The organism is Mesorhizobium sp. M0991, assembly GCF_040318915.1.
GTDB lineage: Bacteria > Pseudomonadota > Alphaproteobacteria > Rhizobiales > Rhizobiaceae > Mesorhizobium.
This window is the reverse complement of the sequence record NZ_JAMYNE010000014.1, coordinates 135,524-160,624: the sequence shown is the minus strand read 5'-3', so window position 1 is coordinate 160,624 and position 25,101 is coordinate 135,524. Positions and strand designations below refer to the sequence as shown.

27 protein-coding genes are annotated in these 25,101 nt (G+C 62.0%); 9 read left to right on the top strand and 18 right to left on the bottom strand.

From position 1 onward, the window contains the following. Window position 1: 1 nt before the first annotated feature. The 4 genes from NKH70_RS21100 to NKH70_RS21085 form a co-directional block, all read right to left on the bottom strand. The gene (locus NKH70_RS21100; protein WP_352716611.1) at window positions 2-574 is read right to left on the bottom strand and encodes a TRAP transporter small permease; all 573 of its coding nucleotides are present in this window, start codon (window positions 572-574) and stop codon (window positions 2-4) included. 144 nt (window positions 575-718) lie between these two features. Further along, window positions 719-1,693: a sialic acid TRAP transporter substrate-binding protein SiaP gene (locus NKH70_RS21095; RefSeq protein WP_502908384.1), complete on the bottom strand. Its 975-nt coding sequence runs from the start codon at window positions 1,691-1,693 to the stop codon at window positions 719-721. 51 nt (window positions 1,694-1,744) lie between these two features. Continuing rightward, window positions 1,745-2,464: a FadR/GntR family transcriptional regulator gene (locus tag NKH70_RS21090; RefSeq protein WP_352716610.1), complete on the bottom strand. Its 720-nt coding sequence runs from the start codon at window positions 2,462-2,464 to the stop codon at window positions 1,745-1,747. 147 nt (window positions 2,465-2,611) lie between these two features. Beyond that, window positions 2,612-3,520 carry a DMT family transporter gene (locus NKH70_RS21085; protein ID WP_352716609.1) on the bottom strand — a complete coding sequence of 303 codons (909 nt, stop codon included), beginning with the start codon at window positions 3,518-3,520 and terminating at the stop codon, window positions 2,612-2,614. Window positions 3,521-3,832: 312 nt separating this feature from the next. Between NKH70_RS21085 and NKH70_RS21080 the strand changes: the two genes are divergently transcribed. Then, a complete protein-coding gene (locus tag NKH70_RS21080; RefSeq protein ID WP_352716608.1) occupies window positions 3,833-4,225 on the top strand; it encodes a GFA family protein in 393 nt (130 codons plus the stop codon). 109 nt (window positions 4,226-4,334) lie between these two features. Here the strand turns inward: NKH70_RS21080 and NKH70_RS21075 are convergent, their stop codons facing one another. Further along, window positions 4,335-4,700 carry a DoxX family protein gene (locus tag NKH70_RS21075; RefSeq protein WP_352912404.1) on the bottom strand — a complete coding sequence of 122 codons (366 nt, stop codon included), beginning with the start codon at window positions 4,698-4,700 and terminating at the stop codon, window positions 4,335-4,337. Then, entirely contained in the window at window positions 4,697-5,059 is a 363-nt protein-coding gene (locus NKH70_RS21070) for a VOC family protein (protein ID WP_352716605.1), read from the bottom strand. Before NKH70_RS21070 ends, NKH70_RS21075 begins: the two co-directional genes overlap by 4 nt. Before the next feature lie 107 nt (window positions 5,060-5,166). On the opposite strand from NKH70_RS21070, the gene NKH70_RS21065 reads away from it, so the two are divergent. Next, window positions 5,167-6,102: an AraC family transcriptional regulator gene (locus NKH70_RS21065; protein ID WP_352716603.1), complete on the top strand. Its 936-nt coding sequence runs from the start codon at window positions 5,167-5,169 to the stop codon at window positions 6,100-6,102. Window positions 6,103-6,211: 109 nt separating this feature from the next. After that, the gene (locus tag NKH70_RS21060) at window positions 6,212-6,643 is read left to right on the top strand and encodes a VOC family protein (RefSeq protein ID WP_352716601.1); all 432 of its coding nucleotides are present in this window, start codon (window positions 6,212-6,214) and stop codon (window positions 6,641-6,643) included. A gap of 145 nt (window positions 6,644-6,788) precedes the next feature. Here the strand turns inward: NKH70_RS21060 and NKH70_RS21055 are convergent, their stop codons facing one another. Genes NKH70_RS21055 through ehuB form a run of 5 tightly spaced genes read right to left on the bottom strand, consistent with a single transcriptional unit; the run spans window position 6,789 to window position 10,599 of the window. Beyond that, window positions 6,789-7,517, bottom strand: coding sequence for a GntR family transcriptional regulator (locus tag NKH70_RS21055; protein WP_352716600.1), 729 nt, complete (start codon window positions 7,515-7,517; stop codon window positions 6,789-6,791). Continuing rightward, window positions 7,514-8,293, bottom strand: coding sequence for an ectoine/hydroxyectoine ABC transporter ATP-binding protein EhuA (ehuA, locus tag NKH70_RS21050; protein ID WP_352716599.1), 780 nt, complete (start codon window positions 8,291-8,293; stop codon window positions 7,514-7,516). The genes NKH70_RS21055 and ehuA overlap by 4 nt, the downstream gene beginning before the upstream one ends. Further along, the gene (ehuD, locus tag NKH70_RS21045) at window positions 8,290-8,949 is read right to left on the bottom strand and encodes an ectoine/hydroxyectoine ABC transporter permease subunit EhuD (RefSeq protein WP_095495147.1); all 660 of its coding nucleotides are present in this window, start codon (window positions 8,947-8,949) and stop codon (window positions 8,290-8,292) included. Before ehuD ends, ehuA begins: the two co-directional genes overlap by 4 nt. Further along, window positions 8,946-9,674: an ectoine/hydroxyectoine ABC transporter permease subunit EhuC gene (gene ehuC, locus NKH70_RS21040; protein ID WP_352716598.1), complete on the bottom strand. Its 729-nt coding sequence runs from the start codon at window positions 9,672-9,674 to the stop codon at window positions 8,946-8,948. The genes ehuD and ehuC overlap by 4 nt, the downstream gene beginning before the upstream one ends. Window positions 9,675-9,729: 55 nt before the next feature. Continuing rightward, entirely contained in the window at window positions 9,730-10,599 is an 870-nt protein-coding gene (ehuB, locus tag NKH70_RS21035; protein WP_352912408.1) for an ectoine/hydroxyectoine ABC transporter substrate-binding protein EhuB, read from the bottom strand. Window positions 10,600-10,839: 240 nt separating this feature from the next. Between ehuB and NKH70_RS21030 the strand changes: the two genes are divergently transcribed. The 6 genes from NKH70_RS21030 to NKH70_RS21005 all read left to right on the top strand — a co-directional run bounded on the left by NKH70_RS21030 (window position 10,840) and on the right by NKH70_RS21005 (window position 18,277). After that, window positions 10,840-12,030: a M24 family metallopeptidase gene (locus NKH70_RS21030; RefSeq protein ID WP_352977254.1), complete on the top strand. Its 1,191-nt coding sequence runs from the start codon at window positions 10,840-10,842 to the stop codon at window positions 12,028-12,030. A 74-nt stretch (window positions 12,031-12,104) separates the two neighbouring features. Continuing rightward, window positions 12,105-13,253: a M24 family metallopeptidase gene (locus tag NKH70_RS21025; protein WP_352716594.1), complete on the top strand. Its 1,149-nt coding sequence runs from the start codon at window positions 12,105-12,107 to the stop codon at window positions 13,251-13,253. 10 nt (window positions 13,254-13,263) lie between these two features. Then, a complete protein-coding gene (locus NKH70_RS21020) occupies window positions 13,264-14,520 on the top strand; it encodes a sarcosine oxidase subunit beta family protein (protein ID WP_352716592.1) in 1,257 nt (418 codons plus the stop codon). Window positions 14,521-14,533: 13 nt separating this feature from the next. Then, window positions 14,534-14,830: a sarcosine oxidase subunit delta gene (locus NKH70_RS21015; protein WP_352716590.1), complete on the top strand. Its 297-nt coding sequence runs from the start codon at window positions 14,534-14,536 to the stop codon at window positions 14,828-14,830. Next, window positions 14,827-17,781, top strand: coding sequence for a sarcosine oxidase subunit alpha family protein (locus NKH70_RS21010; RefSeq protein WP_352912410.1), 2,955 nt, complete (start codon window positions 14,827-14,829; stop codon window positions 17,779-17,781). The genes NKH70_RS21015 and NKH70_RS21010 overlap by 4 nt, the downstream gene beginning before the upstream one ends. Further along, window positions 17,774-18,277 carry a sarcosine oxidase subunit gamma gene (locus NKH70_RS21005; RefSeq protein ID WP_352716587.1) on the top strand — a complete coding sequence of 168 codons (504 nt, stop codon included), beginning with the start codon at window positions 17,774-17,776 and terminating at the stop codon, window positions 18,275-18,277. Before NKH70_RS21010 ends, NKH70_RS21005 begins: the two co-directional genes overlap by 8 nt. A gap of 61 nt (window positions 18,278-18,338) precedes the next feature. Here the strand turns inward: NKH70_RS21005 and NKH70_RS21000 are convergent, their stop codons facing one another. From NKH70_RS21000 to NKH70_RS20970, 7 genes are all read right to left on the bottom strand, one after another. Then, window positions 18,339-18,803, bottom strand: coding sequence for a cupin domain-containing protein (locus NKH70_RS21000; RefSeq protein ID WP_352716586.1), 465 nt, complete (start codon window positions 18,801-18,803; stop codon window positions 18,339-18,341). A gap of 209 nt (window positions 18,804-19,012) precedes the next feature. After that, window positions 19,013-19,888 (bottom strand): aldose 1-epimerase, encoded by an 876-nt coding sequence (locus tag NKH70_RS20995; protein ID WP_352716585.1) that lies wholly within the window; start codon window positions 19,886-19,888, stop codon window positions 19,013-19,015. Window positions 19,889-19,893: 5 nt separating this feature from the next. Next, complete coding sequence (locus tag NKH70_RS20990; RefSeq protein WP_352716583.1) at window positions 19,894-20,694, bottom strand: FadR/GntR family transcriptional regulator; 801 nt, start codon at window positions 20,692-20,694, stop codon at window positions 19,894-19,896. A gap of 2 nt (window positions 20,695-20,696) precedes the next feature. Continuing rightward, entirely contained in the window at window positions 20,697-21,548 is an 852-nt protein-coding gene (locus tag NKH70_RS20985) for an ABC transporter permease (protein WP_353025924.1), read from the bottom strand. Between the two features lie 146 nt (window positions 21,549-21,694). Next, window positions 21,695-23,215 (bottom strand): sugar ABC transporter ATP-binding protein, encoded by a 1,521-nt coding sequence (locus NKH70_RS20980; protein ID WP_352912413.1) that lies wholly within the window; start codon window positions 23,213-23,215, stop codon window positions 21,695-21,697. A 95-nt stretch (window positions 23,216-23,310) separates the two neighbouring features. Next, window positions 23,311-24,294 (bottom strand): substrate-binding domain-containing protein, encoded by a 984-nt coding sequence (locus NKH70_RS20975; protein ID WP_352912415.1) that lies wholly within the window; start codon window positions 24,292-24,294, stop codon window positions 23,311-23,313. Window positions 24,295-24,324: 30 nt separating this feature from the next. After that, on the bottom strand, window positions 24,325-25,101 hold the full coding sequence (locus NKH70_RS20970) for an SDR family oxidoreductase (protein WP_352716577.1): 777 nt from the start codon (window positions 25,099-25,101) through the stop codon (window positions 24,325-24,327).

Below are 25,101 nucleotides of genomic sequence, written 5' to 3'. Positions count from 1 at the left end.
CTCAGACCCCCGCCGTCTCGAACGCACCGGGACGCTCGAGCACCGAATAGCCGCGTCTGTAATTGCCGATGAAGACCTGGATCGAGCGCAGAAGCATCAGCACGAAGCCGGCCAGTACGGCGTAGAAGAACCAGCGCCGCGGCAGGTTCACGGTGACCATGCGCTCATGCGCCACGATCGTGACGTAGCGCCACATCAGCCATGTTCCGTAGGCGAAAAATGCGACGCGGATAATATCGACGGCGAGCGCCAGCCAGCGACCGACGCGCTCCGGCAGATAGTGGTAAAGCACGTCGACATGGATATGGCGCGACAGGCGCACGCACATCGCGGCGCCGAGAAAGACAACGACCACGAGCGCGTTGATGGCGATCTCCTCGGTCCAGGCAAGGCTGTTGTTCAGCGCATAGCGGGTGAAGAACTGCAGGAAGACACAGACGACCATGCCCCAGAATACGGCAAGCGTGATCCAATCCTCGATGCCGTGGTCCGACAGGTCGACGTGTACCGGCACCTCCTCGAAGGCGTGGGCGATCTCTTCGACGGTGATCTCGGTGTGGTGTTCCTCGGCCATTGGCGCGGGCTCCCGAAGCTGGTGGATCGTCAAGGATTGGAAAGGCCGTCCGGCACACTTTGAAGCCGGACGGATGGGCAGGTTAAAGCGGCGAATCCGATTGCCGCCCTATCCTCTTGATTGAGCATCCGATTTGCCGATGCTCTACTTGATGGCGCGGATCGCTTCCCAATCGGCCTTGTTGTAGCCGAACTCCTCGAAGGTGACCTTCTCAAGCACATTCTTCTCGAAGTCGGCACGGTCGACATCGGTTACGCTGATGCCGCGGTCCTTGAATACCTGCACCAGTTCCTTTTCGCGGGCGACGATCTTTGCCGTGGCGCGGGCGGCAGCCTCCTGCATCACCTCGGTAAAGATCTTCTTGTCCTCGTCGGACAGCGAGGCCCAGCGCGACGCCGATATGATGGTGTTGAGATGATCGACGATATGGCCAGTCATCACGATGTTCTTCTGCACCTCGTAGAATTTCTTCGCCTCGATGGTGGTCAGCGGGTTCTCCTGGGCCTCCACCGTGCCGTTCTGCAGGGCCAGGTAGACCTCGGCGAAGGCAATCGGCGCGGTGTTGGCGCCGCAGGCGCGCGGCATGGCCAGATAGGCCGGCACGTCGGGAACGCGCATCTTCAAGCCCTGCATGTCGGAGCACTTGGCGATCGGCCGATTCGAGGTGGTCTGCCGCGTCCCGTAATAGGTGGTGGCGGCGATGTGGTTGCCGGTTTTGTCCTCATAACCCTTGGTCAGGGCCTTGTAGACGTCGCTCTTGGTGTATTTCAGCAGATGGTCGGCATCGCGGAAAGTATACGGGAAATAGGTGACGCCGATCGGTGGATATTCGCGCGCCGCGAAGCTCGATCCGGAAATGATGATGTCGACGGTGCCGAGCATCAGGCCCTGGTTGATGTCTGCTTCCTTGCCAAGCTGCGAGGCCGGATAGACGTCGATGGCGTAGCGGCCCTGGGTGCGCTTCTTGATCTCGTCGGCCGCCCACACGGATTCGGTATGGAAGGGCTCCGTCGTCTCGTAGACATGTGCCCATTTCAGGACCGTTTCCGCCGAGGCCGACGCCATGGGTATGGCAATTGCGGCGATCGCACCGAGCAGAACTGCGTATTTTCTCAGCATCTAATTCCTCCCTGGTTGAATTTGACGGCCAGATCTCCCCCCGGCCAACTGCTATTCCGCAACCTCCTTGGCTGCGGCTCTCTCATCGAAATTGCGTGAGAATCTGATTTGCGACTGGCGCAGATGCTGCTGCATGGCGGCCTTGGCCCGCTCGGGGTCGCGCGCGGCAATCGCATCGCGCACGGCACCATGCTCCTTTGCCGCGATCTGCCAGGAATCGCTGGTCTCGAAATAGATCGACAGGCGTTCGAAGTACGGGTTCATGCGCTGGTCGAAAAGCTCGCCGATGAAGCGTACCAGCACCGCGTTCTCGAGAATGCCGGCGACTGCAGTATGGAATTCCCGGTCGAGCGCAATGGTCATCTTGTTGGGGTGACGCATGGCCTCCATCCGGCGCAGCACGTCGTCGAGCCGTTCGATATCTGCAGGCCGGACGTGTAGAGCCGCTTCGGCGGCGATCGCACCTTCGACGAATTCGCGCGCGCGCAACAGCTCGAACGGACCTTCCTCCATTTCGGGTTCGGAGGCGGCGGCGCTCGGCGGATCGGTGACGTAGATACCCGAGCCGACGCGGATGCGTATGCGGCCTTCGACCTCCAACGCTATCAGCGCTTCACGGACCGTCGGGCGTGAAATTCCGAGCTGGTCGGCCAGATCCCGCTCGGTCGGCAGACGGTCGCCGACGGAAAACTCGCCGGCATCGATCAGCTGCCTGAGCTGATCGGCGACCTGTCGGTAAAGCCGGCGTGGTTCAACTGCCTGGATCGGCATGCGCGTTTAGTTCCCTCCCGGGCCATCCCTGGTACATTGGTCTGACCCATTGACCACAGCTTAGACAGAGGATGCAGAGAGTCAAGCTCGATAGAACCGCGGCCTGCGCAACCGGAACGCGGCGGCATTGCGCAAGCATTCCATGCGTCAGCGCCGTCCGCGAATGACCAGGACGTTCCCGGCGGCGACGAGGACGAGCCCGATGATCGCGTAAGCGGTCCAGGCGTAGCCTTCCAGCGCTGTGGAGATCAAAAGCGCAAAGACGGGAAATATGACGGTCGCATAGCCGGCGCGGGCGCCGCCAATGCGTCCGAGCAGCGTCAGGTAGGCGGCGAAAGCCATGACCGTCGATATGACGGCGAGGAAAACCAGCGAGCCGATATAAGAGGCGGTCGTCGCGAACACGAACGGCTCACCGAGTAGGAAGGCCAGGAACGCCGACCACAGAGTGCCATAAAGCATGCCCCAGGCGCTCGTTGAAACGAGCGGCAGGCCGCGGCGCTGGTTTGCGACGGAGACGAGATTACCGGCGCAGAAGCTCAGCGTGCCGCAGAGGCACAGCAGAAGGCCCACCAACGTGCCGCCGGAAAGCCCGTTCGCGGCGATTTCGGGAAAGAACATCAGCGCTATTCCGGCGAAGCCAATGATGCCGCCGGCGAGAATGCGCGGCGCCGGGCGCTCGCCGATGACCAAGGCACCGAGCACCATGTTGATGACCGAGGCGAGTGAGAAGACGACCGAGAGCAAGCCGCTGACGAGATAGCCGGCGCCGTAATAGAAAAACAGGAAGTTCGATGAGAAGATGAGGATGCCGAGCACAGCAAAGCGGAAATGATCGGTGATCGGAAAGCGGAGCCGCCGGCCGGAAAAGCCCGCCCAGGAAAACATCAGCAGCGTGGCGATGGCGAAGCGCCAGACCAGATTGACCTCGTTCGATACGCCGCTGCCGACCTGAAGTTCGATCGCGAACCACGATGCGCTCCAGGCAATGACCGTCAGCGCGTAAAGCCCGTAGTCGACCGGTTCGAAGGGGCGGTCGCGCGTCGTCGTGCGCATTTCCGCGTTAGCCGGTTCCGCGGCGCCGTTTGGTTCTCTTGTTACTGACATGCTAGCAATGGTCCGTTTTTGCGTGGTCCTCATGTAAGTGAGGCAGGCCCGAGCGGTCACCAGGATAATTGCGCTGGGGTACGCCGCTGGCGCTCCGATGTTGCAGGAGTTTGATATTGATAGGCTCCGTTCGCCGCGAAGCGATGATCACTATCGCCCGCCACGGAAGAACGACGTGTCCCCGCCCGCGGCGCGGCGATTGCAACAACAATGCCGGTCGTTGTAACCATTCCGGCCGCTTGATTTTGGAGGAGACGCAGCATGGACCGATTCACCGGCGGTTGCCTGTGCGGCAACGTCCGAATTGTCGCGTCGGGGCGCCCATACCGGGTCGGCCTTTGTCACTGTCTCGACTGCCGCAAGCATCATGGCGCCCTTTTTCACGCTTCCGCGATTTTTCCTGAGGATGCGGTGACGATCGATGGCGAAACACGCGACTACGCCGGGAGGTTTTTCTGTCCCCGCTGCGGCTCCTCCATTTTCGGACGCACCGCAGACGAAATCGAAGTAAACCTGGGGTCCCTGGATGCGCCTGACCAACTGATGCCAACCTACGAAAGCTGGATCATCCGTCGCGAGTCCTGGTTGCCGCCGTTTCCGCTCACCAGACGATACGAGCGCGATCGTGACGCCACGGATCGCTTTGAAGAATAAGGTCGCACGAACGGTGCGCCGGCGCGTCAGTCCGGAAGATCGGCCTTGCGGAAGCCGTCAATGAACTGCTCAAGCAGCGCAGCGTCGTGGAATGGCTCCGAAGCGATGATCACAGGCTAGTGGTCGCAGCGACAATCAACCCGCCCAAGACGGCAACATTGATGGTGAAGCCGGTACGAAGCGCTTCGCGTTCATCGCCGCTGTAGCGCCAGAAGTTGAGCGCCATGAAAGACGCCGCAATGGTGAATACGGCCAAGGCCGCGGCGGGAAAGGGTCCACCAAGGCCCGTTGCCAGGCAAAAGCCGCCTGCAATCTCCAGCACCGATCCGGCCGCGAGAAGAGGCCCGGGAGCAGGAAAGCCCCGCTCGGCCAGGGACGCTGCGATCGCCCGGAACCTGAGGAAATGCTCGGCGCCCGCCCAGATAAAGACGCCGCCGAGCAAAACCAATCCGAGGTGGTGGAAGAACGCGATCATTCCTTGCTGCCGTCCTGGGTGTAAACCGCAAGCTCGTAACCATCCGGGTCAGCGAAATGGAAGCGCCGGCCGCCGGGGAAGCCATAGATCGGCCTGACGATCTTGCCTCCCGCTTGCTCGACACGCTTGACCGTTCCCGGCAAATCATCGGCATAGAGAATGACGAGCGGGCCTCCTCCCGACCTCGCTGGACCAGCGGCAAAGCCACCTGACAAGCGCCCGTCGTTGAACTCGCAATATTGCGGGCCGTAGTCAGTGAAGGTCCAGCCGAACGCCTTTCCGTAGAAGTCGCGTGACCGCGGAATGTCTTTCACGTTGAATTCGACGTAGTCGATCCGTTGGTCGTTGTTGTTGCTCATGACGCATACCTCTCATGTGATGTACGACGCCGAAAGATAAGCACGCATCTCGCTTGCCGGATTGAACAAAACGGCCATCGACGTATGAGCCGCACACGGCGCTGCCGATGGCGATGCACGTGGCATCACCCCTCGCCTACCCTCTTCGTTCCGGCCGGAAGAAAACGACCGATTCTTGCAACCGTTCTCGATTGGAAGACGTTGTCTCGAGCGACGGCCGGGCGCAGCCGCTGCGCCGTAGGTTCACCGCCGCTAATCCGAAGGGGAGCGAGATGAGCGATCCCGTCCCAGCGCAGGCAACGGGTTCATTTCAGCAACGTCCAGCGTCGGCGCGGCTTCGCGGGAGCTTCGCCTCGGTGTGGGTGCATCGAATGGACCCGGCGGGCTCACCGCCAATCGTCGTCATGCCCGACGCAACGATCGATCTGCAATGGATCGGAGGCAGCTTGCGAATTGCTGGCCCCGACAAGGAGCCGCAGACCGAGGTTCTGGCAGCGGACGAGGTCGTGATCGGCTTGCGCTTCCATCCTGCCGCGGCGGCGGCATGGCTGGGCGTGCCGCAAGTCGAGCTGGTCGGCAAGAGGCTGTCGCTCGACGATTTGTGGGGGGCGCGCGCTCGCCGCCTCGCCAGCCGCGTGCGCGCCAGCGACAATCTCGAGGATCTGGCCTGCTCGCTTCAACAGGTCGTCGCCGAGGAGGTGGCTTCCCGCGCGCCAGACGTTCCCATGCAGGCGGCATATCGCTTGATCGAGCGCGGGCCGCCAACCGACGCGCCGCTCGTCCCTTGGTTGATGCGCGCGCTCGAGATGAGCGAAAGGACGTTGCGCCGGCGCTTCGACGAGAGCTTCGGCTATGGTCCCAAGACGCTTGACCGTATCCTCCGCTACCAGCGCTTTCTGCGGCTTTCGAGCTACTCCAGCAGCTCCACCGCCATGCTGGCAGCCGAGGCGGGCTATTCCGATCAGGCGCATCTTGTCCGCGAGAGCCGCCGCCTGACGGGAAGCACCCCGCGACAGATTCATCACCTGCTGCACAACGAGTGAAACCTCGGCGCGTCCTTCGACTTGGCGGCACGCTGTTGGCCGTTTTGTTCAAGTCTTCACTGTCGCCCGACTTTATTCATGGTGTCTCCGATAACCAGAGGAGACTGCCATGAAACCGCGCATTTCGGTTTTGACTATCGCTGTCGCCGACCTCGAGAGTTCTCTCGCGTTCTACCGCGACGGTCTCGGCTTGCCGACGGAAGGGATCATCGGCCGCGAGTTCGAGCACGGCGCCGTCGCGTTCTTCACGCTGTCCGGCGGGTTGAAGCTCGCGATCTGGGCTCAGGACGACCTCGCCTACGACACCGGCCTGCCCAAGGCGCCGATTACCTCGACCTGGTTCACAATCGGCCACAACGTTGTGCGCCGCGAGGAAGTCGATCAAGTGATGGATGAGGCCGCCCGCGCCGGAGCCGAGATCATCAAGCCTGCCCGGGACACGTTCTTTGGCGGATATGCCGGATACTTCCGCGACCCGAACGGACATCTGTGGGAGGTCGTCTGGAACCCCGCCAACATACCGAGTGAGGATCCTCTTTAAGGGCGGCGCGGGCCTGCAGTCTCGAACCGCGTTAGTCATCCCCGGCGCTGGCAAATTCTGTCGGCATCGGGCGGCGAGCGGCCATGCTTTCCCAAGCAACGAGGACAGTGTGACGGCAGGCCACCAGCACAATCTTAAGGGCTGACTATGTTGCTCTATCCAGATTCGCCTCGCCTGCATGACGCATCATGCGGCGAAAGCTCATTGAGATATGCGCCCGCCTTATGTGCCCAATGGACTCCCAGTCGCCGATCTCGGCGGCGGCAAGGACCTCTTCCATTTCGCGGCGGAACGCGGTGAACTCCTCGACAAGGCCCAATTGCGGCATCATCTTCAGGACGACGCGCGCGACTTGAAAATACAGGCGCTCGCTGATCTCGCGTAGCGGCTGGTTGCCGGTCATCGCGGTGAGCTCGTAGAAAAAATCCATATTGAGGCGCAGGAAAGCGCGCTGGTCGGGATTGAGTATATCGGAATCGCAGCGCGCGATGAGCGCCCTTATCCGGTCGAGATCGTCCGCCGTGCGCGGGATCGGCGAGAGCTTGCCGACGAGCAGCGCCAGCTCCAGGCGCAGGTGATAGACCTGTTGCAATTCCTCGATATCGACATCGGTGACGATCGTGCCGACGCCATGGACGGACTGAACCAGACCTTCGGATTCAAGGCGTGCCAGGACGCGTCGTACCGGCGTGCGACTGATCTGGAACTCCTGGGCAAGTTCTTCCTCGGAGAGATGGCTTCCCGGTGCATAGTCGAGCAGGCAGATGCGGTCGCGCAGTATCCGGTAAATGCGCTCGAACCGTTCCCGCGCCGAGAGCGGGCGCGGCGGCGCGGCGGTCACGGCCATGGGGGTGGCATCTTTCTCAAGCGTCACCCAGCCTCCAGGACAGCGTGCAGGAACTGCCGTGTCCGCTCGTTCTTGGGGGCGCCGAACAACTCGCTTGGCGGTCCCTGCTCGCAAATCTTGCCCGCGTGGAAAAAGCAGACGCGATCGGAGAATTCCTTGGCAAATCCCATCTGGTGGGTGACCATCAGCATGGTGAGGTCATGCTCCCTACCAAGTTTTCGGATGACTTCAAGCACTTCGCCGACAAGTTCGGGGTCGAGGGCCGAGGTCACCTCGTCGAACAGCATGATCTTGGGCCGCATGGCGCAAGCGCGTGCGATGGCGACACGCTGCTGCTGACCGCCGGAGAGCTGCGAGGGATAGTGGTCCTTCTTCTCCGACAAGCCGACCATGTCGAGCAGCTCGGCGGCACGCGCCTCCGCATCGGCCCGCTTCATGCCGAGCACGGTTATCGGTGCCTCTATGCAGTTCTGCATCGCCGTCATGTGCGGAAACAGGTTGAACGACTGGAACACCATGCCGATCTTGGCGCGGATCTTGCGGATATGTGCGAGATCGGCGGGAACAAGCTTGCCGTTCCTCTCCATATGGGTGAGCGGCTCGCCTTCGACCCAGATGACGCCGTCATTGATCGTCTCCAGCGTCATCAGCATGCGCAGCACCGTCGTTTTGCCGGAACCGGACGGGCCGATGATGGAGACCTTTTCGCCGCGTGCTATTTCCAGATTAAGCCCGTCGAGAACGGTTAACGTGCCGTAGCGTTTCGATACATTGTCGAAGCGGACCATCGGTTGTTCCGTCATCGCATGGTCCTCCGGTTGAGCAGGCCTTCGAGGGAGCGAATGAGCGCGGCAGAAACCAGGCTCATGGCAAGGAAGAAGAGGCCGACCAGCGTCATCGGCTCGGTGTAGCGGAAGGTTTCGGAGCCGATGATCTTGGCCGTCTGCATCAGCTCCAGCACGGCGATTGCGGAAAGCAACGGCGTCTCCTTGAACAAGGCAACCAGATAGTTGCCGAGCGCCGGAACGATCGGCGGGATCGCCTGCGGAATGATGATGTCGCGGAACGTCGTCCAGGCCGACAGATTGAGTGCGACCGAGGCTTCCCACTGGCCGCGATGGATGTTGTCGAAACCGGCGCGATAGACCTCGGAGCAATAGGCAGCGTAGTGGATGCCGATGGCAAGCACCCCGGCGGTGAAGGCGTCGAGCACGACACCGAATTTCGGAAAGACGAAATAGAGAAAGAATATCTGGATCAGCAGCGGGGTCGAACGGATCAGTTCGACCAACACCGAAATTGTCCAGCCGGTCCATGGCACGGCGATGCGGACGACGGCCAGAACCAAGCCAAGCGAGGCGGCAAGTGCAAAGCCGATCAGCGTCGCCTCGATGGAGACGATGGCAGCGCGGGCGAGCACCGGCAGGATTTCAAAAGCAAATGCCCAGTCCCAGATCATGCTGCCTTCCCCCGCGCCAGTCCGAGCGACGCCCGCCTTTCGAGAAGCCGCATGCCGATGGTGAGAACCAGCGACATTGCCAGGTACATCAAGAGGACGAGCGTAAAGATCGGAATGGTCTTGAACGTGTTCTGGTTCATTTGTTGCGCCTTGAAGGCGAGGTCCGAGAGCGTGATTAGCGAAACAAGCGCTGTCGATTTCAGAAGCTCGATGAACAGATTGCCCCAGGGTGGGATCATGGCGACAAAGGCCTGCGGCAGGATGATCCGGCGCAACATCTGTGGGCGGCTCATGTTCAATGCCGTACACGCCTCCCACTGGCCGCGAGCTACCGACAGGATCGCACCGCGCACGACCTCCGACCCGTAGGCGCCGACATTCAGGCCGAGCGCCAGCACTGCCACCACGAAAGCGTTGATCGTGACGCCGAATTGCGGCAGCACGAAAAACAGCCAGAACAATTGCACCAGCGCCGACGTTCCGCGGAAGATCTCGACATAAACCGTGGCCAGCCATCTGAGCGGCGTCGGGCCGTACATCCTTGCAAGTGCTGCAAGCACGCCCATGACTATTGCAAGCAGGCTGCCGAGGACGGCGATCTCGATTGTCAGGACCGCGCCTTGCAGCAGCCCCGGCATGAACACTCTATAGCTTTCCTGTGTTGCCAAGGCGCCGATCACGACAAGCGCGATGACCAGCATGGCAACGAGCGTACGGATTCCCATGCGATTCCCCCGGGGAAAAAAGGGCGGCGCTTTCGCGCCGCCAGCAGTTGGGAACCTATTTGCCTGCGCAGAGCTCTGCGGTGGTCTTGTTGGGGAGATAATCCTTGCCGAAGCCGAGCGGCTCGACCAGCGCGATGTGCTCCGGCGAACCGAGGAACTTCTTCAGCTCGGCGTTGAACGCCTCCAGCAGATCGGTATCTTCCTTGCGGAAGCCGAAGCCGCCATGGCCTTTTACCGACTTGCCGGCAACCTCGCCGAACGGCTTTGTCGATTCGACGCCGTCGGCCTTCTTGGCCATGTCGGCGATCGAAAGAGCGGTCAGCGCGGCAGCATCGGCGCGGCCCGACTGAACGGCGGCGACCAGGCTGGACTGGTCAGGCAAGGAGACGATCTGCCCATCGGCAACGCCCGCGTCCTTGGCGAAGCCGCCTTCGACGGCGCCGGCCATCACGGCAAGCTTGAGATCCGGGTTGTCCTTGATGCTGGAAAAGTCCTTCAAGCCCTTCGGGTTGCCTTTTGCCACCAACAAAGCCTCGCCGATGCCGTAGGAAGGCTCGGAGTAGTTGATCTCGGCGCAGCGCTTCGGAGTGATGAACATGCCGGCGGCGATGATGTCGAAGCGGCCGGCCTTGAGACCCGGAATGAGCGAGCCGAATTCGGTCAGCACGCCGTCGACCTGCGAGATGCCCAGCTTGGCGAGCACCGCCTTGGCGACTTCAGGGGCCTCGCCGGTCAGCTTGCCGTCTGGCGTGGCGTAACCGAACGGCGCCTCGTTGGCGAAACCGACGCGGATGTAGCCGTCCTTCTTGGCCCGTTCGAGGGTGGTTTCCGCGTGAGCGGACAGCGACGTCAATGACGTCGCGGCGAGCGCGATGCAGGCAGCCGCTTTCACGACCATACGGCGCGATACCGATGAATTGAACATGCTTTTCTCCCATTGGACAACTGATGGATGGTTCCCAGGGCGCGGCCTTCTTCGAGGTCGACGCCTGCTTGATAAGACGTATACAACTGCCCTAGACATTTCGCAAGCAGAGATATAGAAACCAAGAAAATTCGACGATAATTCGTAGTTAGCCAATAAATCGATGTCGAGTTGTGCACAATTTGGCCTGTTTGCTTTTTTACGAAAGGGCAAACAGCGTACCTGGAAGGCAGGATTTCGGTGGCGACCGCGGACGGGCTCGGGACATTCACGCAAGCGGAGTATGGGCAGCGCCTCGCCGGCGTGAAGACACGCATGCAAAAAGCCGGCTTCGATCTCATCGTCTGTCAGGATCCAGCCAACATGTGCTGGTTGACCGGCTATAACGGATGGTCGTTCTACGTTCCGCAGTGCGTGCTCGTCCATCTGGAGGAGGACCGGCCGATCTGGTTCGGCAGGGCGCAGGATGCCAAGAGCGCACGCCTGACCACCGGCCTGCCCGAGACAAACATCGTGCCGTTCTCGGAACGGCTGGTGCAGCAGCCGGTCGAACACCCCTATGACGAACTCGCCCAACTGATCCGGTCGCGCGGTTGGGGAAAGGCCCGTATCGGCGTCGAGATGGACGCGCATTATTACACTGCGCGCTGCCACGCCCACCTTGTCGAGGGGCTGTCCGACGCGCACTTCGCCAACAACCACGATCTCGTCAACTGGGCGCGGCTGGTGAAATCCGAAGCCGAGCTAGTGCTGATCCGCGAGGCGGGTGCGATCTGCACGCATGCCATGAACCGCGCCATCGAGAAAATGCGGCCTGGCGTGCCTCAGAACCATGTCATTGCGGAAATCTATCACGCACAGATTATGGGCGTGCCCGGAGCGGGCGGCGACTATGCCGCGATCTGTCCGCTGATGCCCGTTGGCGAGGGCACCAGCACGCCGCACCTGACGTGGTCCGACGCGCCGCTGCCGGACAGCGGCCTCGCCATTCTGGAGATCGCCGGCGTGCGGCGCCGCTATCATGCAGCGCTGACCCGAACGGTACATTTCGGCAAGCCGCCGCAAGCCATCCTCGACATGGCCAAGGCGATCGTCGAGGGCGTCGATGCTGGCCTCGAGAAGGCGCGCCCCGGCAACACCGCCGAACAGGTGGAAGCCGCCTGGCAGGCAGTCTTGAGGAAGAACGGGCTGAAGAAAGACAGCCGCGTCGGCTATCCGGTCGGACTCGCCTACCCGCCCGATTGGGGCGAGCGTACCGCGAGTCTTCGTCCCGGCGACACCACCGAGATGCAGCCTGGGATGTGCTTCCATTTCATGGCCGGCGTCTGGCTCGACGATTTCGGCATCGCCATCTCGGAATCGTTCGTCGTCACGGAACGTGGCGGCGAACGCCTCTGCGATGTGGCGCGCGAACTCATCGTCATCGACTGACATGGCGGCCGGGAAACCGGCTGCCGAAAAGACCATGCCCGCCAGCAAGCCGGCAACAAGCACGAGGACGCCCGATGGACCGCAATCCGTTTTCCGAAGCCGAAATCGCCAGCCGCCTGGCAAAGGTCCGTACTGCACTGGTCGAACGCGAGCTCGACGCGGCGGTGTTTGCCTCGCCGGAGAACGTCTTCTATCTCACCGGGCTCGATCACTGGGGGTATTTTGCCCCTCACCTGCTGATCGTCCCGCTCCGGGGAAACCCCGTCCTGGTCACCCGCTCGATGGAAAAGGTGACGATCGAGAATCAGGTGAAGGCAGCGGAATTCCGTGGCCATTCGGACAGCGAAACGGCGGCCGACCTTGCCGCGCGGGTGCTTACAGAGCTTGGCCTGTCCGGCAAGCGGATCGGCCTCGAATACTGGACGGCCGGCCTTAGCCATGGACTTGCCGTGGCGCTCCAGATGCAAGCAGATGCAAAGTGGAGCGATGTCTCCGGTCTGATCGACAAGATGCGGCGGGTGAAGAGCGCCGAAGAACAGGCGCTGATGCGGCGGGCCGCCAAGGTGACGGACGCCGCCGCCGGTGCCGCGATCGCCGCGATCTCCGATGGCGCTTCCGAACAGGAGGTCGCCGCCCAATGTGTTGCGGCAATGATCCGCGCCGGCGGTCATGCGCCGGGCTTCGGACCGTTCATCCGCCCGGCCGCGCGCCTGGGTGAAGAGCACACGACCTGGGGCGACGGGATCTACCGCAAGGGCGAGCCGGTCTTTGTCGAACTGTCCGGGTGCATCTCGCGCTACCACGCCCCGCTCGGCCGGCTTGTTCGGATCGGCCACATCAGCGACGAAGACGCCGCAATGGCGGAGGTGACCGCCAAGGCGTTCAACGCGGTCATCGAGGCGCTGCGGCCGGGCGCCAAGGCGCGCGATGTCTACGCCGCCTGGCAGGCCGTCGCCGACGAGGCCGGTCTTTCCCACTATCGCCGCCATCACTGCGGTTACCTTGTCGGCGCCGGCCAGCCGCCGTCATGGACCGGCGGCAATTCGGTGACCGGCTTGAGGCACGATTCCGACCTCGAGATCGAGACCGGGATGGGCTTCCACATCCTGTCGTGGCTGATGGGAACGGGTCGCGGCAATGACTTCGTCTCCAACACGGTGCTTTTGACCGATGCGGGTGCCGAAGTGCTCACCCGCACGCCGGCCGGCCCGATCGTTCGATAGGCCTGCACACATGGCGCGCTACTCGGCATTTTCGATTTTACGCAACGCGCTGTCCGGCCAGAAGAATTGGCAGCGCGCCTGGCGGGCAGCGGAGCCAAAATCTTCCTATGACGTGATCGTTATTGGCGGCGGCGGACACGGCCTCGCCACCGCCTTCTACCTCGCCGAGAACCACGGCATCCGTAACGTCGCGGTGCTCGAAAAGGGTTATGTCGGCGGCGGCAATGTCGGCCGCAACACCACCGTCATCCGCTCCAACTACCTGCTCGACGGCAACACCCAGTTCTACGAATTCTCGATGAAGCTCTGGGAGGGCATGTCGCGGGCGCTGAATTTCAACGTCATGTTCTCGCAGCGCGGCCAGCTCGTCACAGCGCATTCCGCCGATCAGCTCGACAGCTTCAGCCACCGGGCCAATGTCATGCGGCTGAACGGCATCGATGCCGATATCCTCGACCGGGAAGAAGTGCGCAGGCTGGTGCCCTATCTCGATTTTTCCGACACCGCCCGCTTTCCGATCCATGGCGCTATCTTCCAGGGCCGGGCGGGCACGGCGCGCCACGACGCCGTCGCCTGGGGCTATGCGCGCGCCGCCGACGGCCATGGCGTCGACATCATCCAGAACTGCGAAGTGACAGGCTTCGTCCGCGACGGCGACAGCATCGTCGGCGTCGAAACGACGAAAGGCCGGATCGGCGCCGGCAAGATCGGTCTCGCTGTTGCCGGTCATACATCCGTGCTCGGTGCCAAGGCCGGCCTTGAACTGCCGATCGAAAGCCATGTCCTGCAAGCCTTTGTCACCGAACCGCTGAAGCCGTTGGTAGACCAAGTCGTCGCCTATGGCGCCGACCATTTCTACGTCAGCCAGTCCGACAAGGGCGGGCTGGTCTTCGGCGGCAATCTCGACGGCTACAATTCCTACGCCCAGCGCGGCAATCTCGGCGTCGTGCGCGAAGTGGCGGAGGCGGCGATTGCGCTGATGCCGTGCATTTCGCGCGTCCGCCTGCTGCGCCACTGGGGCGGCGTCATGGACATGACTCCCGATGCCAGCCCGATCATCTGCCCGACGCCGATCGACGGCCTCTATCTCAACGGCGGCTGGTGCTACGGCGGCTTCAAGGCGACGCCGGCTTCCGGCTGGTGCTTCGCCCACACGATCGCCACCGGCAAGCCGCATCCCTTGATCGCGGCCTACGGGCTCGATCGTTTCCGCACCGGCCACACGCTCGACGAAGCCGGCGTCGGTCCTTCCGCCTGGCTGCAATAGGAGGCGGAACAAAATGCTGCTCATCGAATGCCCCTGCTGCGGCCCGCGCGACCATGACGAGTTCCGCTATGGCGGCGATGCCTCGGTCACGCGTCCGGCCCATGACGATCCCGATCCGGAGGCCTGGTACCGTTATGTCTATGTCAGGACAAACCCGGCCGGCCTGCACCGTGAATTCTGGCAACACGTGACCGGTTGCCGGCAATGGCTGGTGGTCGAACGCGACACACGCAACCACGCCATCACAGCCGTCGACTTCGCCAGAAAATTGCGGGCCACGAAATCAACTCTCAGGAAATCACCGGCATGAGTTCGAACCGCAAACGACTGTCGGTGGGTGGCCGCATCGTCCGCGAGCGGCCGGTCGAGTTTACTTTCGACGGCCGCAAGCTGGCTGGATATCGCGGCGACACGCTTGCCTCCGCGCTGCTCGCCAATGGCGTCACCCTGGTCGGTCGCAGCTTCAAATATCATCGACCGCGCGGCATTTTTTCCGCCGGGCCCGAAGAGCCGAATGCGCTGGTTACGCTCGGGAGCGCCGGCAGGCGCGAGCCGAACCTGCCGGCGACGACACTGGAACTCGCCGACGGCATGGTCGTGGAGAGTCAGAACCGCTGGCCATCGCTTGCCTTCGACGTGCAAAGCGTCAACGGGCTGTTGGCACCATTTCTGTCCGCCGGCTTCTACTACAAGACCTTCATGGGCCCGACGCGCCGCGCCTGGATGTTCTACGAACATTTCATCCGCAAGGCGGCCGGCCTGGGTAGGGCCGGCACCGACGCTGATCCCGACCGCTACGAGGTTCGTCATGCCTTCGCCGATGTCGCCATCGTCGGCGGCGGCCCGGCGGGATTGTCGGCAGCGCGGGCGGCCGCCGCGGCCGGCGCGCGGGTCGCGCTGATCGAGCAGGATTTCCTGCTTGGCGGCCAGCTTCTGGCGGAACCGTCCGACAGCGCAGCGGCCTCATGGCTGAGGCAGGCCGAGGCCGAGTTGGAGGGCTTCGAAACCGTCGCGCTGATGAAGCGGACGACCGCTTTCGGCAGCTATGACGGCAATGTCCTTGGACTGGTCGAACAGCGCGATCCAACCGATCCGCTGCCGAATGGCGAGGCCCGGCAAACGGTCACCATGCTGCGCGCCCGTTCGATCGTTTTCGCCACCGGCGCCATCGAGCGGCCGATGGTGTTCTCGAACAATGACCGGCCCGGTGTCATGCTTGCCTCGGCCGCCCGGACCTATCTCAATCGATTCGCCGTCCTGCCGGGCAAAAAAATCGTCGTCGCCACCAACAATGACGGTGCCTGGCGCACCGCCTTCGACTATGCCGTAGCCGGCGCGAAGGTGACGATTGCGGATCTTCGCGCAGTCCCGCCAGCAGCACTTGCCGCAGAAGCCGCACGGCTCGGCGTAATGATACGGGCCGGGACGCGGATCGTCGACCTGCGTGGCGGCCATGCCGTCAGGGACACAACGCTCAACGGGCCGGACGGCCCGTCCTCGGCCGCCTGCGACCTGGTCTGCGTGTCCGGCGGCTGGTCGCCAACCGTGCATCTCACCTCGCACCTTGGTGTCAAACCTGTCTATCGCGACGACATCGGCGGCTTCGTGCTGGGCGCGTTTCCGGCCGGCCGGTTCGGCGCCGGCGCGATGATGGGGGCCCATGCAACTGCCGAAGCCATCGAGGAAGGTCATCGCGCCGGCATCGACGCGGCAGCCTCCTGTGGCAAGTCGGCGCCGGTGTCCGCTCCGTCCAAACTCGATCTGGACCAGACCGCCACGATTTCGCTTCGCGAAGCCCCTTCCGTCGATCGTGGAAAAGCCTTCGTCGATTTCCAGATGGACGTGACGACAAAGGACATCGAACTCGCCCATCGCGAAGGCTATGAATCGGTCGAGCACCTGAAGCGCTACACCACGCTCGGCATGGGCACCGATCAGGGCAAGACCAGCAATTTTCCCGCACTTGCCGCCATGGCAGCGCTGCGCAACGCAACGATTCCTGAGACCGGCACCACGACCTTCCGCCCGCCCTATACGCCGGTTGCCATCGGGGCGCTTGCCGGGCGCGCCATCGGCCATCATTTCAAGCCGATCCGCCGCACGCCGATGCACGACTGGCACATGGCGAACGGCGCCGAGATGCTCGAGGTCGGGCTCTGGATGCGGCCCTATTTCTACCGGCAGTCGGGGCGCGACGTGAGCGAGGCCTATGTCGCCGAAATGCGTACCGTACGTCAGGCGGCGGGCCTTATGGACATTTCCACCCTTGGCAAGATCGATGTCCAGGGCCCGGATGCGGCGATATTCCTGGATCGCGTCTACGCCAACGGCTTTGCCAAACTGGCGGTAGGCCGCGCCCGCTACGGCGTCATGCTGCGCGACGACGGCATTGTCTTCGACGACGGCACCACGACGCGGCTGGCGGAAAACCGGTTCTTCATGACGACCTCGACCGCCAAGGCCGCCGATGTGCTGTCGCGTCTCGAATTCCTGCTCGACACGGCCTGGCCGGATTTGCGCGTGGCCGTGACCTCGGTCAGCGATGAATGGGCGGCGATGTCGGTTGCCGGGCCTAACAGCCGCGCAATCCTCAGCGCTGCTTTTCCTGGTCTCGACGTCTCCGACGCGGCGCTTCCGCATATGGGGCTACTCGAAAGCGAGTGGGAGGGCCGTTGGCTCCGCATCCTGCGTCTTAGTTATTCCGGCGAGCGTGCTTACGAAGTCTATGTCGGCGCCACTGCAGGTGAACAGCTCTGGAGTCGCTTGCTCGAAGCCGGCAGACTGTTCGACCTGAAGCCTTACGGCGTCGAGGCGCTTGGCGCGCTGCGCGTCGAAAAGGGCCATGTCGCCGGACCAGAGATCGATGGGCGCACGACACTCGACGATCTCGGCCTCGGCCGCATGGTCGGCAAGCGCAGCAGCTTCGTCGGCGACGTCCTGCGATGGCGCCCTGCCCTCCAGGCGCCCAACCGGCAGCGTCTGGTCGGACTGGAATGCATCGAGGACGGAAAACGCCTGCGCGGCGGCGCCATCCTGTTCCTGCCGGATGAGAAACCCTATGGCCATGGGCGCGGTCGCGTCACCTCCGTCACTTTCAGCCCCGAACGCGGCCATTATGTCGGGCTGGCCCTGCTTGCCGGTGATGTCGCGGCAGAAGGAAGCGAGGTCGTGGCGGTCTATCCGATGAAGGCCGAAACGGTTCGCGCCCGCGTTGTCTCGCCGGTATTCATCGATCCGCAGGGAGAACGGCTGCATGGCTAGCTTGACCTCTTCGCGGGATTTCAGCCTGTCCGTGGCCGATTGTCCGCTTATCCAGATCGAGGGCTGGGACGCGACACTGAGACAATTCGAAAAGAGCGTCTTGGCGTCGCTCGGCAAGAAACTTCCCGCTTCGGTCGGAGAGACGGTTCGCCACAAGGGCCTTTTAACCATCCGCGTTGCACCTCGCCGCCTTTGGCTGGCTCTCGACGAAGGCACGCAAGCGCCAGCCCTTGTCGTAGACCCCGATCTCGGCTGTTCCGTTCCCCTCGGGGAAGGTCGTGTTCGTTTGAAAATGGCCGGCCCTGGTATCGCAAGGCTTCTGTCCGGCTGCATTGCCGTCGACTGGCACGCGCCGGCCGCCGCTCCGGTCCGCGCCGTGCTGACATCCTTCCATCATGTCTCCGTGCTCTTCCTGCGCACCGGCGAGACCGCGTGCGAACTCATCGTGCCGCGAAGTTTTGCCCGCAGCCTCACGGATTGGATTGCCGGCGGCTAATACCGGTTCCTCGGGCAAGGACCGGCTTTAGGGGCGATCCAAGCCGCCATCATGAAGCCATCTACTCTCTTGCTGGCCATTCTTGCAGAAGCGTAATCCCATACTTCGGCGCGGCTGCTTTGAGCCGCTCGATATCGGCAGGCGTTGGCGGCCCGACCACTTCTCCCTTGCCGAGTTCATGGCCACCTTCGGCGAGAAACTGCTCGAACACACTTGGCGTGTCTATCAGGATATAGCGAACGAGCTGATTGCCGGGATTCATAAGCTGGTGCGGGATGCCACGCTTCAAAAACATGCTCTCGCCGGGCGAGAGCGTTCGGATCACACCGTCCACGAGTGCGGTCAACTTCCCTTCGATGACGTAGACCGTCTCGTCGTCATTCGCATGAACATGGATTGGCGTTTTCGTGTGCCCGTCGCTTCTGTTTTCGAAGAGACTCAACGAGCCTCCCGTCTGTTCGCCGGAGACCAGTCGCTTCATGACGATGCCTGCGAGCACGAATTCTTTTGGTTCAACATCCGTCATTGATCCAATCCTGCCAGGCACATTTGGAGGGCCGTCAAGCGGACGAACCGCGCCGCGACATCCGGCAAACGTCGAACGGGCTCATGCGTTCCCGGTCGCTGGAGTTCCCTCTTCCCAAGCTCCGTTTGGACGAAAAGCCGGCTTCGTTCTTCCCGGACTTGCTGGTCGACACCGACATCCGCCAATTCGAGGGCGCCGCTGAGGTCCGCCTAACTGACGGCGAAGCTGCAACGGGCTGCCAGGCTCTCGCCAGGCCCAAGCACCGACAGTCCATTCCATTTGTCGATCGAACCACGATTGTGAGCATCGACAGCATGACTGAGCGGCTCAAAACAGAAGAAGTCGCTCTCCTTCGATGGCGAATAGACCAGGTAAAAATTCAAGGGCGATGAAGCTTCAATCCGCAGGCTGCAACTGTGCTCCGGCCACGATATCGTGGCGACGCCGTCCCAACCGGCAAACAGATTGTTTATCCATCCACTCGGCAACACGACTGGGGCGCCGAAATCCCAATCGGGACGGGTTTTGATATCCACAAACCGTTCGGGGAGATGGTTGAGCAGTTCGAGACAAACCTGCGAGGCCGGCGCATGAAGCGCGGTTCGTGCCGTTCTCGGGAACCATGGATGGATGCCAAGCCCGAACGGCAATCTGATCGAGGCCCGATTGACGATGCGAAGTTTCAGCTCGAGCCCCTGTCCGGTCAGAGCGTAGCGCACCTCGGCGCGATATCGATATGGGCCGGGTCCGTTGCTGATGAGCGACAGCTTTGCGTTGTCTTGCGCTACGCTGTCGACGTCCCACTCGCGCGAAAATCCATTGCCGTGAATGGGAAATGGCTCGCCTGCAACATTGGCAGGCAGTTCGTGGAATTTGGAGTCGAATGTGAATCCGCCGCCTGAGATGCGATTTGACCACGGCAAAAGCAGGTTGCAGGCAAGATCGACCGGGTTGCTGCTCCCGCCGTTTGGCCAAGGCCGGAAGATCGGCACGCGCCCATAGTCCAGTCTCGCAAGACCTGCCCCAAGCGACGGGACGATTTCAGCGGACAGGTCTCCGCTTCTGATCTTGATGGTCCCGACCATCAGCTTCAGACGGTGTCGACCTTGGCAGCGGCGATCGGCTGTTGATGGCGGCCTTTGCGAGCCACTGCAAGAAGGTCGTTCGACGCGATCCCGATGAGCGCCTTCATCTGATCGTGAGCGTCGTCGGCCCTGCGCATCCTAATTGCCTCCAGCACGTCGCCATGCGCGCTCAGTGTCTGCTGGTAATTAGCGGTGGCCGATGTGGTCAATCGGAAGGAGAAGCTGAGGGCGGCCGCAAGCATATTGCCGAGATTGGCGAATACCGGGTTGCGGCTGGCACGAAGGATGGCCGTATGAAACCTGACGTCGGCATCGAGACACGCAGCAAGATCGTCCTGCGGAGCAATGCGCATGGCTTCATACGCCGCTTCGATGACTGCGAGATCGCCTGACGTCGCCATCTTGGCCGCAAGTTGGGCGGCAGCGGGTTCAATGACCAGCCGCGCCTCGATCAATCCCCGAACGAAATCGAGATCGGGCTCGATATCGCGCATCCATTCCAAAACCTGTGCATCCAGCCTGTTCCATTCGCTCGACACGCGCACACGCGTCCCGGCCCGCTTGCGTGCCTCGATCAATCCTTTCGCCGAAAGCGTCAGAAGAGCATCGCGAAGCGCGGTGCGGCTCGCCCCGTAGATGACGCAAAGTTCGGCTTCCGTCGGCAGGACGGAGTGCTGCGCGTAGGAGCCGGCGAGGATTCGCTGTCCGAGATCGCGTGCGATGCGATCCTTGAGCGATGACGTGGCGCCCTCTGCGGCAGGAATGTCCTGCGTGCCTTGGCCAGTCGAAGCGATCGCCGCGTCCATCGTCATGTCCTGTTCAAGTGGTACTCGGCAATTACCACAGCAAGTATCAGCAGCGAGCCCTTGGCAAGCAACTGATAGAAGGTTGGCACGGACGTCAGTATCATTCCGTTGTTGAGGACGCCAATGATGGCGACGCCCAGCAGCGCGCCGATGATCGTACCCTTCCCGCCCTGCAAGGCGCAGCCACCCAGCACGGCCGCTGTGATGGCCTCGAGTTCCAGACCTTGGGATCCGGATACGGGCTGCCCCGAGCCGGTACGGGCAGCCAACAGAATCCCGGCCAATCCGGCTGCCACTCCACTCATGATGTAGATGCCGACGCGGTAGCGATTGATATTGATGCCGGAGAAGCGTGCGACAACGGGATTGCCGCCCAGGGCATAGATGTTGCGGCCAACGATCGAGCGGGCAAGGAAGAGATGGAAGACGATCGCGGTCAGCAAAAGAATCCAGATCAGCAGAGGCAGGCCGAGGATTCGTCCGATCCCGATGAAGCGGAAAGTGTCGCTGAAAATCGCGATCGATTGCCCATCGGATATGATGAACGCGATGCCGCGGAAGATCGCCATCGTACCGAGAGTTGCGATGACAGCGTTGACCCGCCCATAGGTGATGATGATGCCGTTCACGAGGCCGGCAAGACCGCCCAGGACCAGGCCGGCAAGAATGCCCGCGGCGGGTGATCCGGTGGCCTGGATGGCCATTGCCGTCGATACTGTGGTCAGACCGACAATTGCGCCGACGGCAATATCGAGCCCTCCGGCGACGATGACCACGGTCTGGCTCATCGCCAGAACGCCCAGGATGGTAATGCCTAGACCGATGTTCAGCAGGTTTCGGCCCGAGAAGAACACGTCGCCTCTCAGGGTGCCGAAAATGAGCACGAGAATGGCGAGAGCAACAAGAAGGCTTATGTTGTGAATGCCGATGCGCTCTGCGATGCGCAAGGAAGCGCGCCTTTTGCCGGTTTGTGTTGTTGCTGTGCTGAGCTCAAGGCTGTTCACTGAATTTGTCCTCCGAGCGATGCTACAGATTGCGGCATGGCGTGTTTCAGGATCGTGGTCTCGTCGATGTCAGGGCGGGAAAGTTCGGCCGTGATCCGACCTCCAGCCATGACAAGCACCCTGTCCGCGAGCCCGATCAGTTCCGGCATTTCTGAGGAAATCAGGATGATGCCGATGCCGCTGGCGGCGAGTTCGTCGATCAGGCGATAGATTTCCGCCTTGGCGCCGATGTCGATGCCGCGGGTTGGCTCGTCGAGGATGAGAAGCATCGGCTGCCGCGCAAGCCAGCGCGCGAGAACGACCTTCTGTTGATTGCCACCCGACAGTTTGGAAACCTCTTCGTCGAGGTTGGGTGCTTTGATCGACATCTTTGCTGCAAGCGGTGAGACGATCTCCAGAGCCTTGCGCCGGTTGAAGAAACCGAAGGTCGACGTCTTGTCGGGCACGCACAGCGAGGCATTGTCAAGAATGCTTCGGAACAACAGCAGGGCTTCGTGCTTGCGGTCTTCCGGGGCAAAGCCGATGCCCGCCACGATCGCTGCATGCGGACTGTTAGGGCCAACGGACACGCCGTTCATCGTTATGCTTCCGTCGACGCGCCTATCATAGCCGACAATCGCCTTTGCCAGTTCGGATCGACCCGCACCCATAAGGCCGGCAATGCCGAGCACCTCGCCACGGCGGACCTTGAGGCTCACATCGGTGACCTGGTCGGTGGTCAGGCCCGTCACCTCAAGCAACGGTTTTCCCGATTGCCACGTCTCGCGTGTAAACAGATCGGCAATGTCGCGGCCGACCATGAGCTTGGCTATGGTCTGCTCGCTGGCACCGGCCGCGGGGGAATCATCGACCAGCCGGCCGTCCCGCAAAACGACAATGCGATCCGCAAGGTCGATGACCTCGTTCAGCCTGTGAGAGATGTAGACGATCGAAGTGCCCTCTTCGCGCAGCCGGCGAATTACTGAAAACAGACGGCGCGCTTCGTCGTCGGTCAGCGACGAGGTCGGCTCATCGAATGCGATCAGCCGGCCGCCGGCACGTATGGCGCGCATGATTTCGATCATCTGGCGCTGTGCCGGACCGAGTGTGCTGCAGAGTTGACGCGGCCGCATATCCTGCTGCATGCCGAAGGTCGCAAGCACCTTATCGGTCTGGTCCTCGAGCCTGTGCCAGTCGAGCAGGACGCCTGCCAGCCGCGGCAGTTCGCCGACGAAAATGTTCTCGGCCACGGTCAGGTTCGGAACGATCTCCGGCTCCTGATGGATGACGCGTATTCCGGCTCTGTGGCTGTCGCGCGGTTCGCTGAAAACGATCGGCGTGGAGCCATGCAGCACGATGCCGGTGTCCGGTGCGAACACGCCCTCGAGAATTCGCATCATTGTCGACTTGCCGGCGCCATTCTCGCCAACCAGGGCAAGCACCTCTCCTGGCCGAAAGGCAATCGAGACATTGTCGAGCGCCTGCACGACGCCGAAGCGCTTCGATATCCTATCGAGCGAGAAGAAATCCGATTGCATCAAAGCTCACTCCCGAGGATCGATCCCGTGTGCCTGCCGACGAACTGCCGGCCCAAAAAGCGTCATGCGCCTGCGGCGCATGACGCATATCTGGTTCAGTGGCAGAGCTTGGCTTTGTAGTCCGATGCAAAATTGTCGGCAGTGATGTATTCCGGATCGGTGAAGGATTGCACGGGTAGCTTGGTTCCATCCTTGATGGAGGCCAACAAGATCTTCACCGCCAGTGCGCCGTGATTTGCCGAATTGAGCCACATCGTACCACGGAATGCCGAAGGCTTTCCGGATCCGAAGGCGTCGCAGGCGCGGCTCCCGTCGATGCCAATGCCCATGCCCTGGTCTGCGGAATAGCCGGCATTCTCCAATGCTCGCGCACCACCCAGCACACCATCATCGTTGCATGAATAGAATATCCAGTTCGTGACGCTAGGATTGGCCGTCAGTGTGGTGGTCATCACGTCGATGGCGTTGACCATCGTGTTATCGTAGGGGACGCGAACAATGTTGCCCGGCTTGAAATCGGGCACCGCCTTCAAGAACGCCTCTTCCGCGCCCTTGTTGCGCTGCATGCAGGTATCAGCCTTGCGGTCCTCGATCGAGGCGATGCGCACCTCTTTGCCCGCCCAGCCATCAGCCTTGTAGAGCTTGGCAAGCTCTTCGCCCACCCGCGCACCGATGTTGTAGGCATTCATGCCGACATAGGGGACCTGGGTGCCATCCTGGTAGTAGATATCGTCGTCCACCGCCACCAAGGGAATTTTTGCGGCCTTTGCTTTCTCCGCGATGACCGGTCCCAGCGCCTTGTCGGGGACGACGATGGCGATTCCCTTCACACCGTCGCCGACCATCGTGTCGAAGGTGGTGATCGTCAAATTGGCGTCGAACTGGACGTCCTGCGACACCAAAGCGGCCCCCGCCGCCTCCGCCGCTTTCTTGGCGCCGCCGACTTCGGCGACGAACCATGGATGGTCTCCCATCTTGTTGATGTAGCCGATCTTGATATCGTCCGCGCTTGCTGCGCCACTCATCAATCCGGCAGCCAGTACCGCAAATGTCGCCAAAGCCTTTGTTGTGGTTTTCATGAAGATCCTCCCTGAGCTCAATGGTGGTTGCTAGTCGTGGTAGAGAACCGAGCGGCCACCATCGATGGTGATCGTCTCGGCATTTATGAACGGCGCTTCGTCCGAAGCGAGGAAAACCGCCGTCATTGCAACCTCGTCCGGCCGGCCAATTCGCTTGGGCGGATGGAGGTCGTGGGCTCGCCGCTTTTCCTCGGCGGGGTTCGGGAATGTGTTCCAGTAGGCTTCCGCGATCGGCGTCTCGATATAGCCGGGGGCGATCGCGTTCACCCGGATACCGCGCGCGGCATATTCGATGGCCAGCGAACGGGTCAGGCCCAAAAGTGCATGCTTGGCGACCGGATACGGGAATGTATGGGGAATGATCTGGAACGCGTGACAGCTCGCTATGTTGACGATAGACCCCGAGCCCTTCGCCAGCATCGTCGGCAAGACCGCCTTGGCGCAGAACCATGCGGCCTGGAGGTCGAGCTTGAGACAGCGGTCCCATTCCTCGTCCGGCATCGCCAGCGGTTCGTAGAAGACGTTGGCACCGGCATTGTTGACCAGAATGTCGACGCCACCATAGGTCGTGATCGTCCGGGAGACCATGTCCGCGACCGCGGATGCGCCGGTGACGTCCGTCTCGATGAACAGGGCGTCCGCGCCCTGGGCACGCAATTCGTCGGCGATCGCTTTTCCGCTTACCGCATTCAGTTCGGCAATGACGGTCTTTGCCTCCTGCATCGCAAAGGCGCGTGCAATGGCGGCACCGATGCCTTGGCCGGCGCCCGTGATGATTGCGATCTTTCCTTGCAGCCGTCCTGCCAT

Coding starts and splice junctions, on each gene's coding strand:
- NKH70_RS21100 (WP_352716611.1), bottom strand. CDS start 574: ATGGCCGAGGAACACCACACCGAGATCACCGTCGAAGAGATCGCCCAC.
- NKH70_RS21095 (WP_502908384.1), bottom strand. CDS start 1,693: ATGCTGAGAAAATACGCAGTTCTGCTCGGTGCGATCGCCGCAATTGCC.
- NKH70_RS21090 (WP_352716610.1), bottom strand. CDS start 2,464: ATGCCGATCCAGGCAGTTGAACCACGCCGGCTTTACCGACAGGTCGCC.
- NKH70_RS21085 (WP_352716609.1), bottom strand. CDS start 3,520: ATGCGCACGACGACGCGCGACCGCCCCTTCGAACCGGTCGACTACGGG.
- NKH70_RS21080 (WP_352716608.1), top strand. CDS start 3,833: ATGGACCGATTCACCGGCGGTTGCCTGTGCGGCAACGTCCGAATTGTC.
- NKH70_RS21075 (WP_352912404.1), bottom strand. CDS start 4,700: ATGATCGCGTTCTTCCACCACCTCGGATTGGTTTTGCTCGGCGGCGTC.
- NKH70_RS21070 (WP_352716605.1), bottom strand. CDS start 5,059: ATGAGCAACAACAACGACCAACGGATCGACTACGTCGAATTCAACGTG.
- NKH70_RS21065 (WP_352716603.1), top strand. CDS start 5,167: ATGGCGATGCACGTGGCATCACCCCTCGCCTACCCTCTTCGTTCCGGC.
- NKH70_RS21060 (WP_352716601.1), top strand. CDS start 6,212: ATGAAACCGCGCATTTCGGTTTTGACTATCGCTGTCGCCGACCTCGAG.
- ehuA (WP_352716599.1), bottom strand. CDS start 8,293: ATGACGGAACAACCGATGGTCCGCTTCGACAATGTATCGAAACGCTAC.
- ehuD (WP_095495147.1), bottom strand. CDS start 8,949: ATGATCTGGGACTGGGCATTTGCTTTTGAAATCCTGCCGGTGCTCGCC.
- ehuC (WP_352716598.1), bottom strand. CDS start 9,674: ATGGGAATCCGTACGCTCGTTGCCATGCTGGTCATCGCGCTTGTCGTG.
- ehuB (WP_352912408.1), bottom strand. CDS start 10,599: ATGTTCAATTCATCGGTATCGCGCCGTATGGTCGTGAAAGCGGCTGCC.
- NKH70_RS21025 (WP_352716594.1), top strand. CDS start 12,105: ATGGACCGCAATCCGTTTTCCGAAGCCGAAATCGCCAGCCGCCTGGCA.
- NKH70_RS21020 (WP_352716592.1), top strand. CDS start 13,264: ATGGCGCGCTACTCGGCATTTTCGATTTTACGCAACGCGCTGTCCGGC.
- NKH70_RS21015 (WP_352716590.1), top strand. CDS start 14,534: ATGCTGCTCATCGAATGCCCCTGCTGCGGCCCGCGCGACCATGACGAG.
- NKH70_RS21010 (WP_352912410.1), top strand. CDS start 14,827: ATGAGTTCGAACCGCAAACGACTGTCGGTGGGTGGCCGCATCGTCCGC.
- NKH70_RS21005 (WP_352716587.1), top strand. CDS start 17,774: ATGGCTAGCTTGACCTCTTCGCGGGATTTCAGCCTGTCCGTGGCCGAT.
- NKH70_RS21000 (WP_352716586.1), bottom strand. CDS start 18,803: ATGACGGATGTTGAACCAAAAGAATTCGTGCTCGCAGGCATCGTCATG.
- NKH70_RS20995 (WP_352716585.1), bottom strand. CDS start 19,888: ATGGTCGGGACCATCAAGATCAGAAGCGGAGACCTGTCCGCTGAAATC.
- NKH70_RS20990 (WP_352716583.1), bottom strand. CDS start 20,694: ATGGACGCGGCGATCGCTTCGACTGGCCAAGGCACGCAGGACATTCCT.
- NKH70_RS20980 (WP_352912413.1), bottom strand. CDS start 23,215: ATGCAATCGGATTTCTTCTCGCTCGATAGGATATCGAAGCGCTTCGGC.
- NKH70_RS20975 (WP_352912415.1), bottom strand. CDS start 24,294: ATGAAAACCACAACAAAGGCTTTGGCGACATTTGCGGTACTGGCTGCC.
- NKH70_RS20970 (WP_352716577.1), bottom strand. CDS start 25,101: ATGGCAGGACGGCTGCAAGGAAAGATCGCAATCATCACGGGCGCCGGC.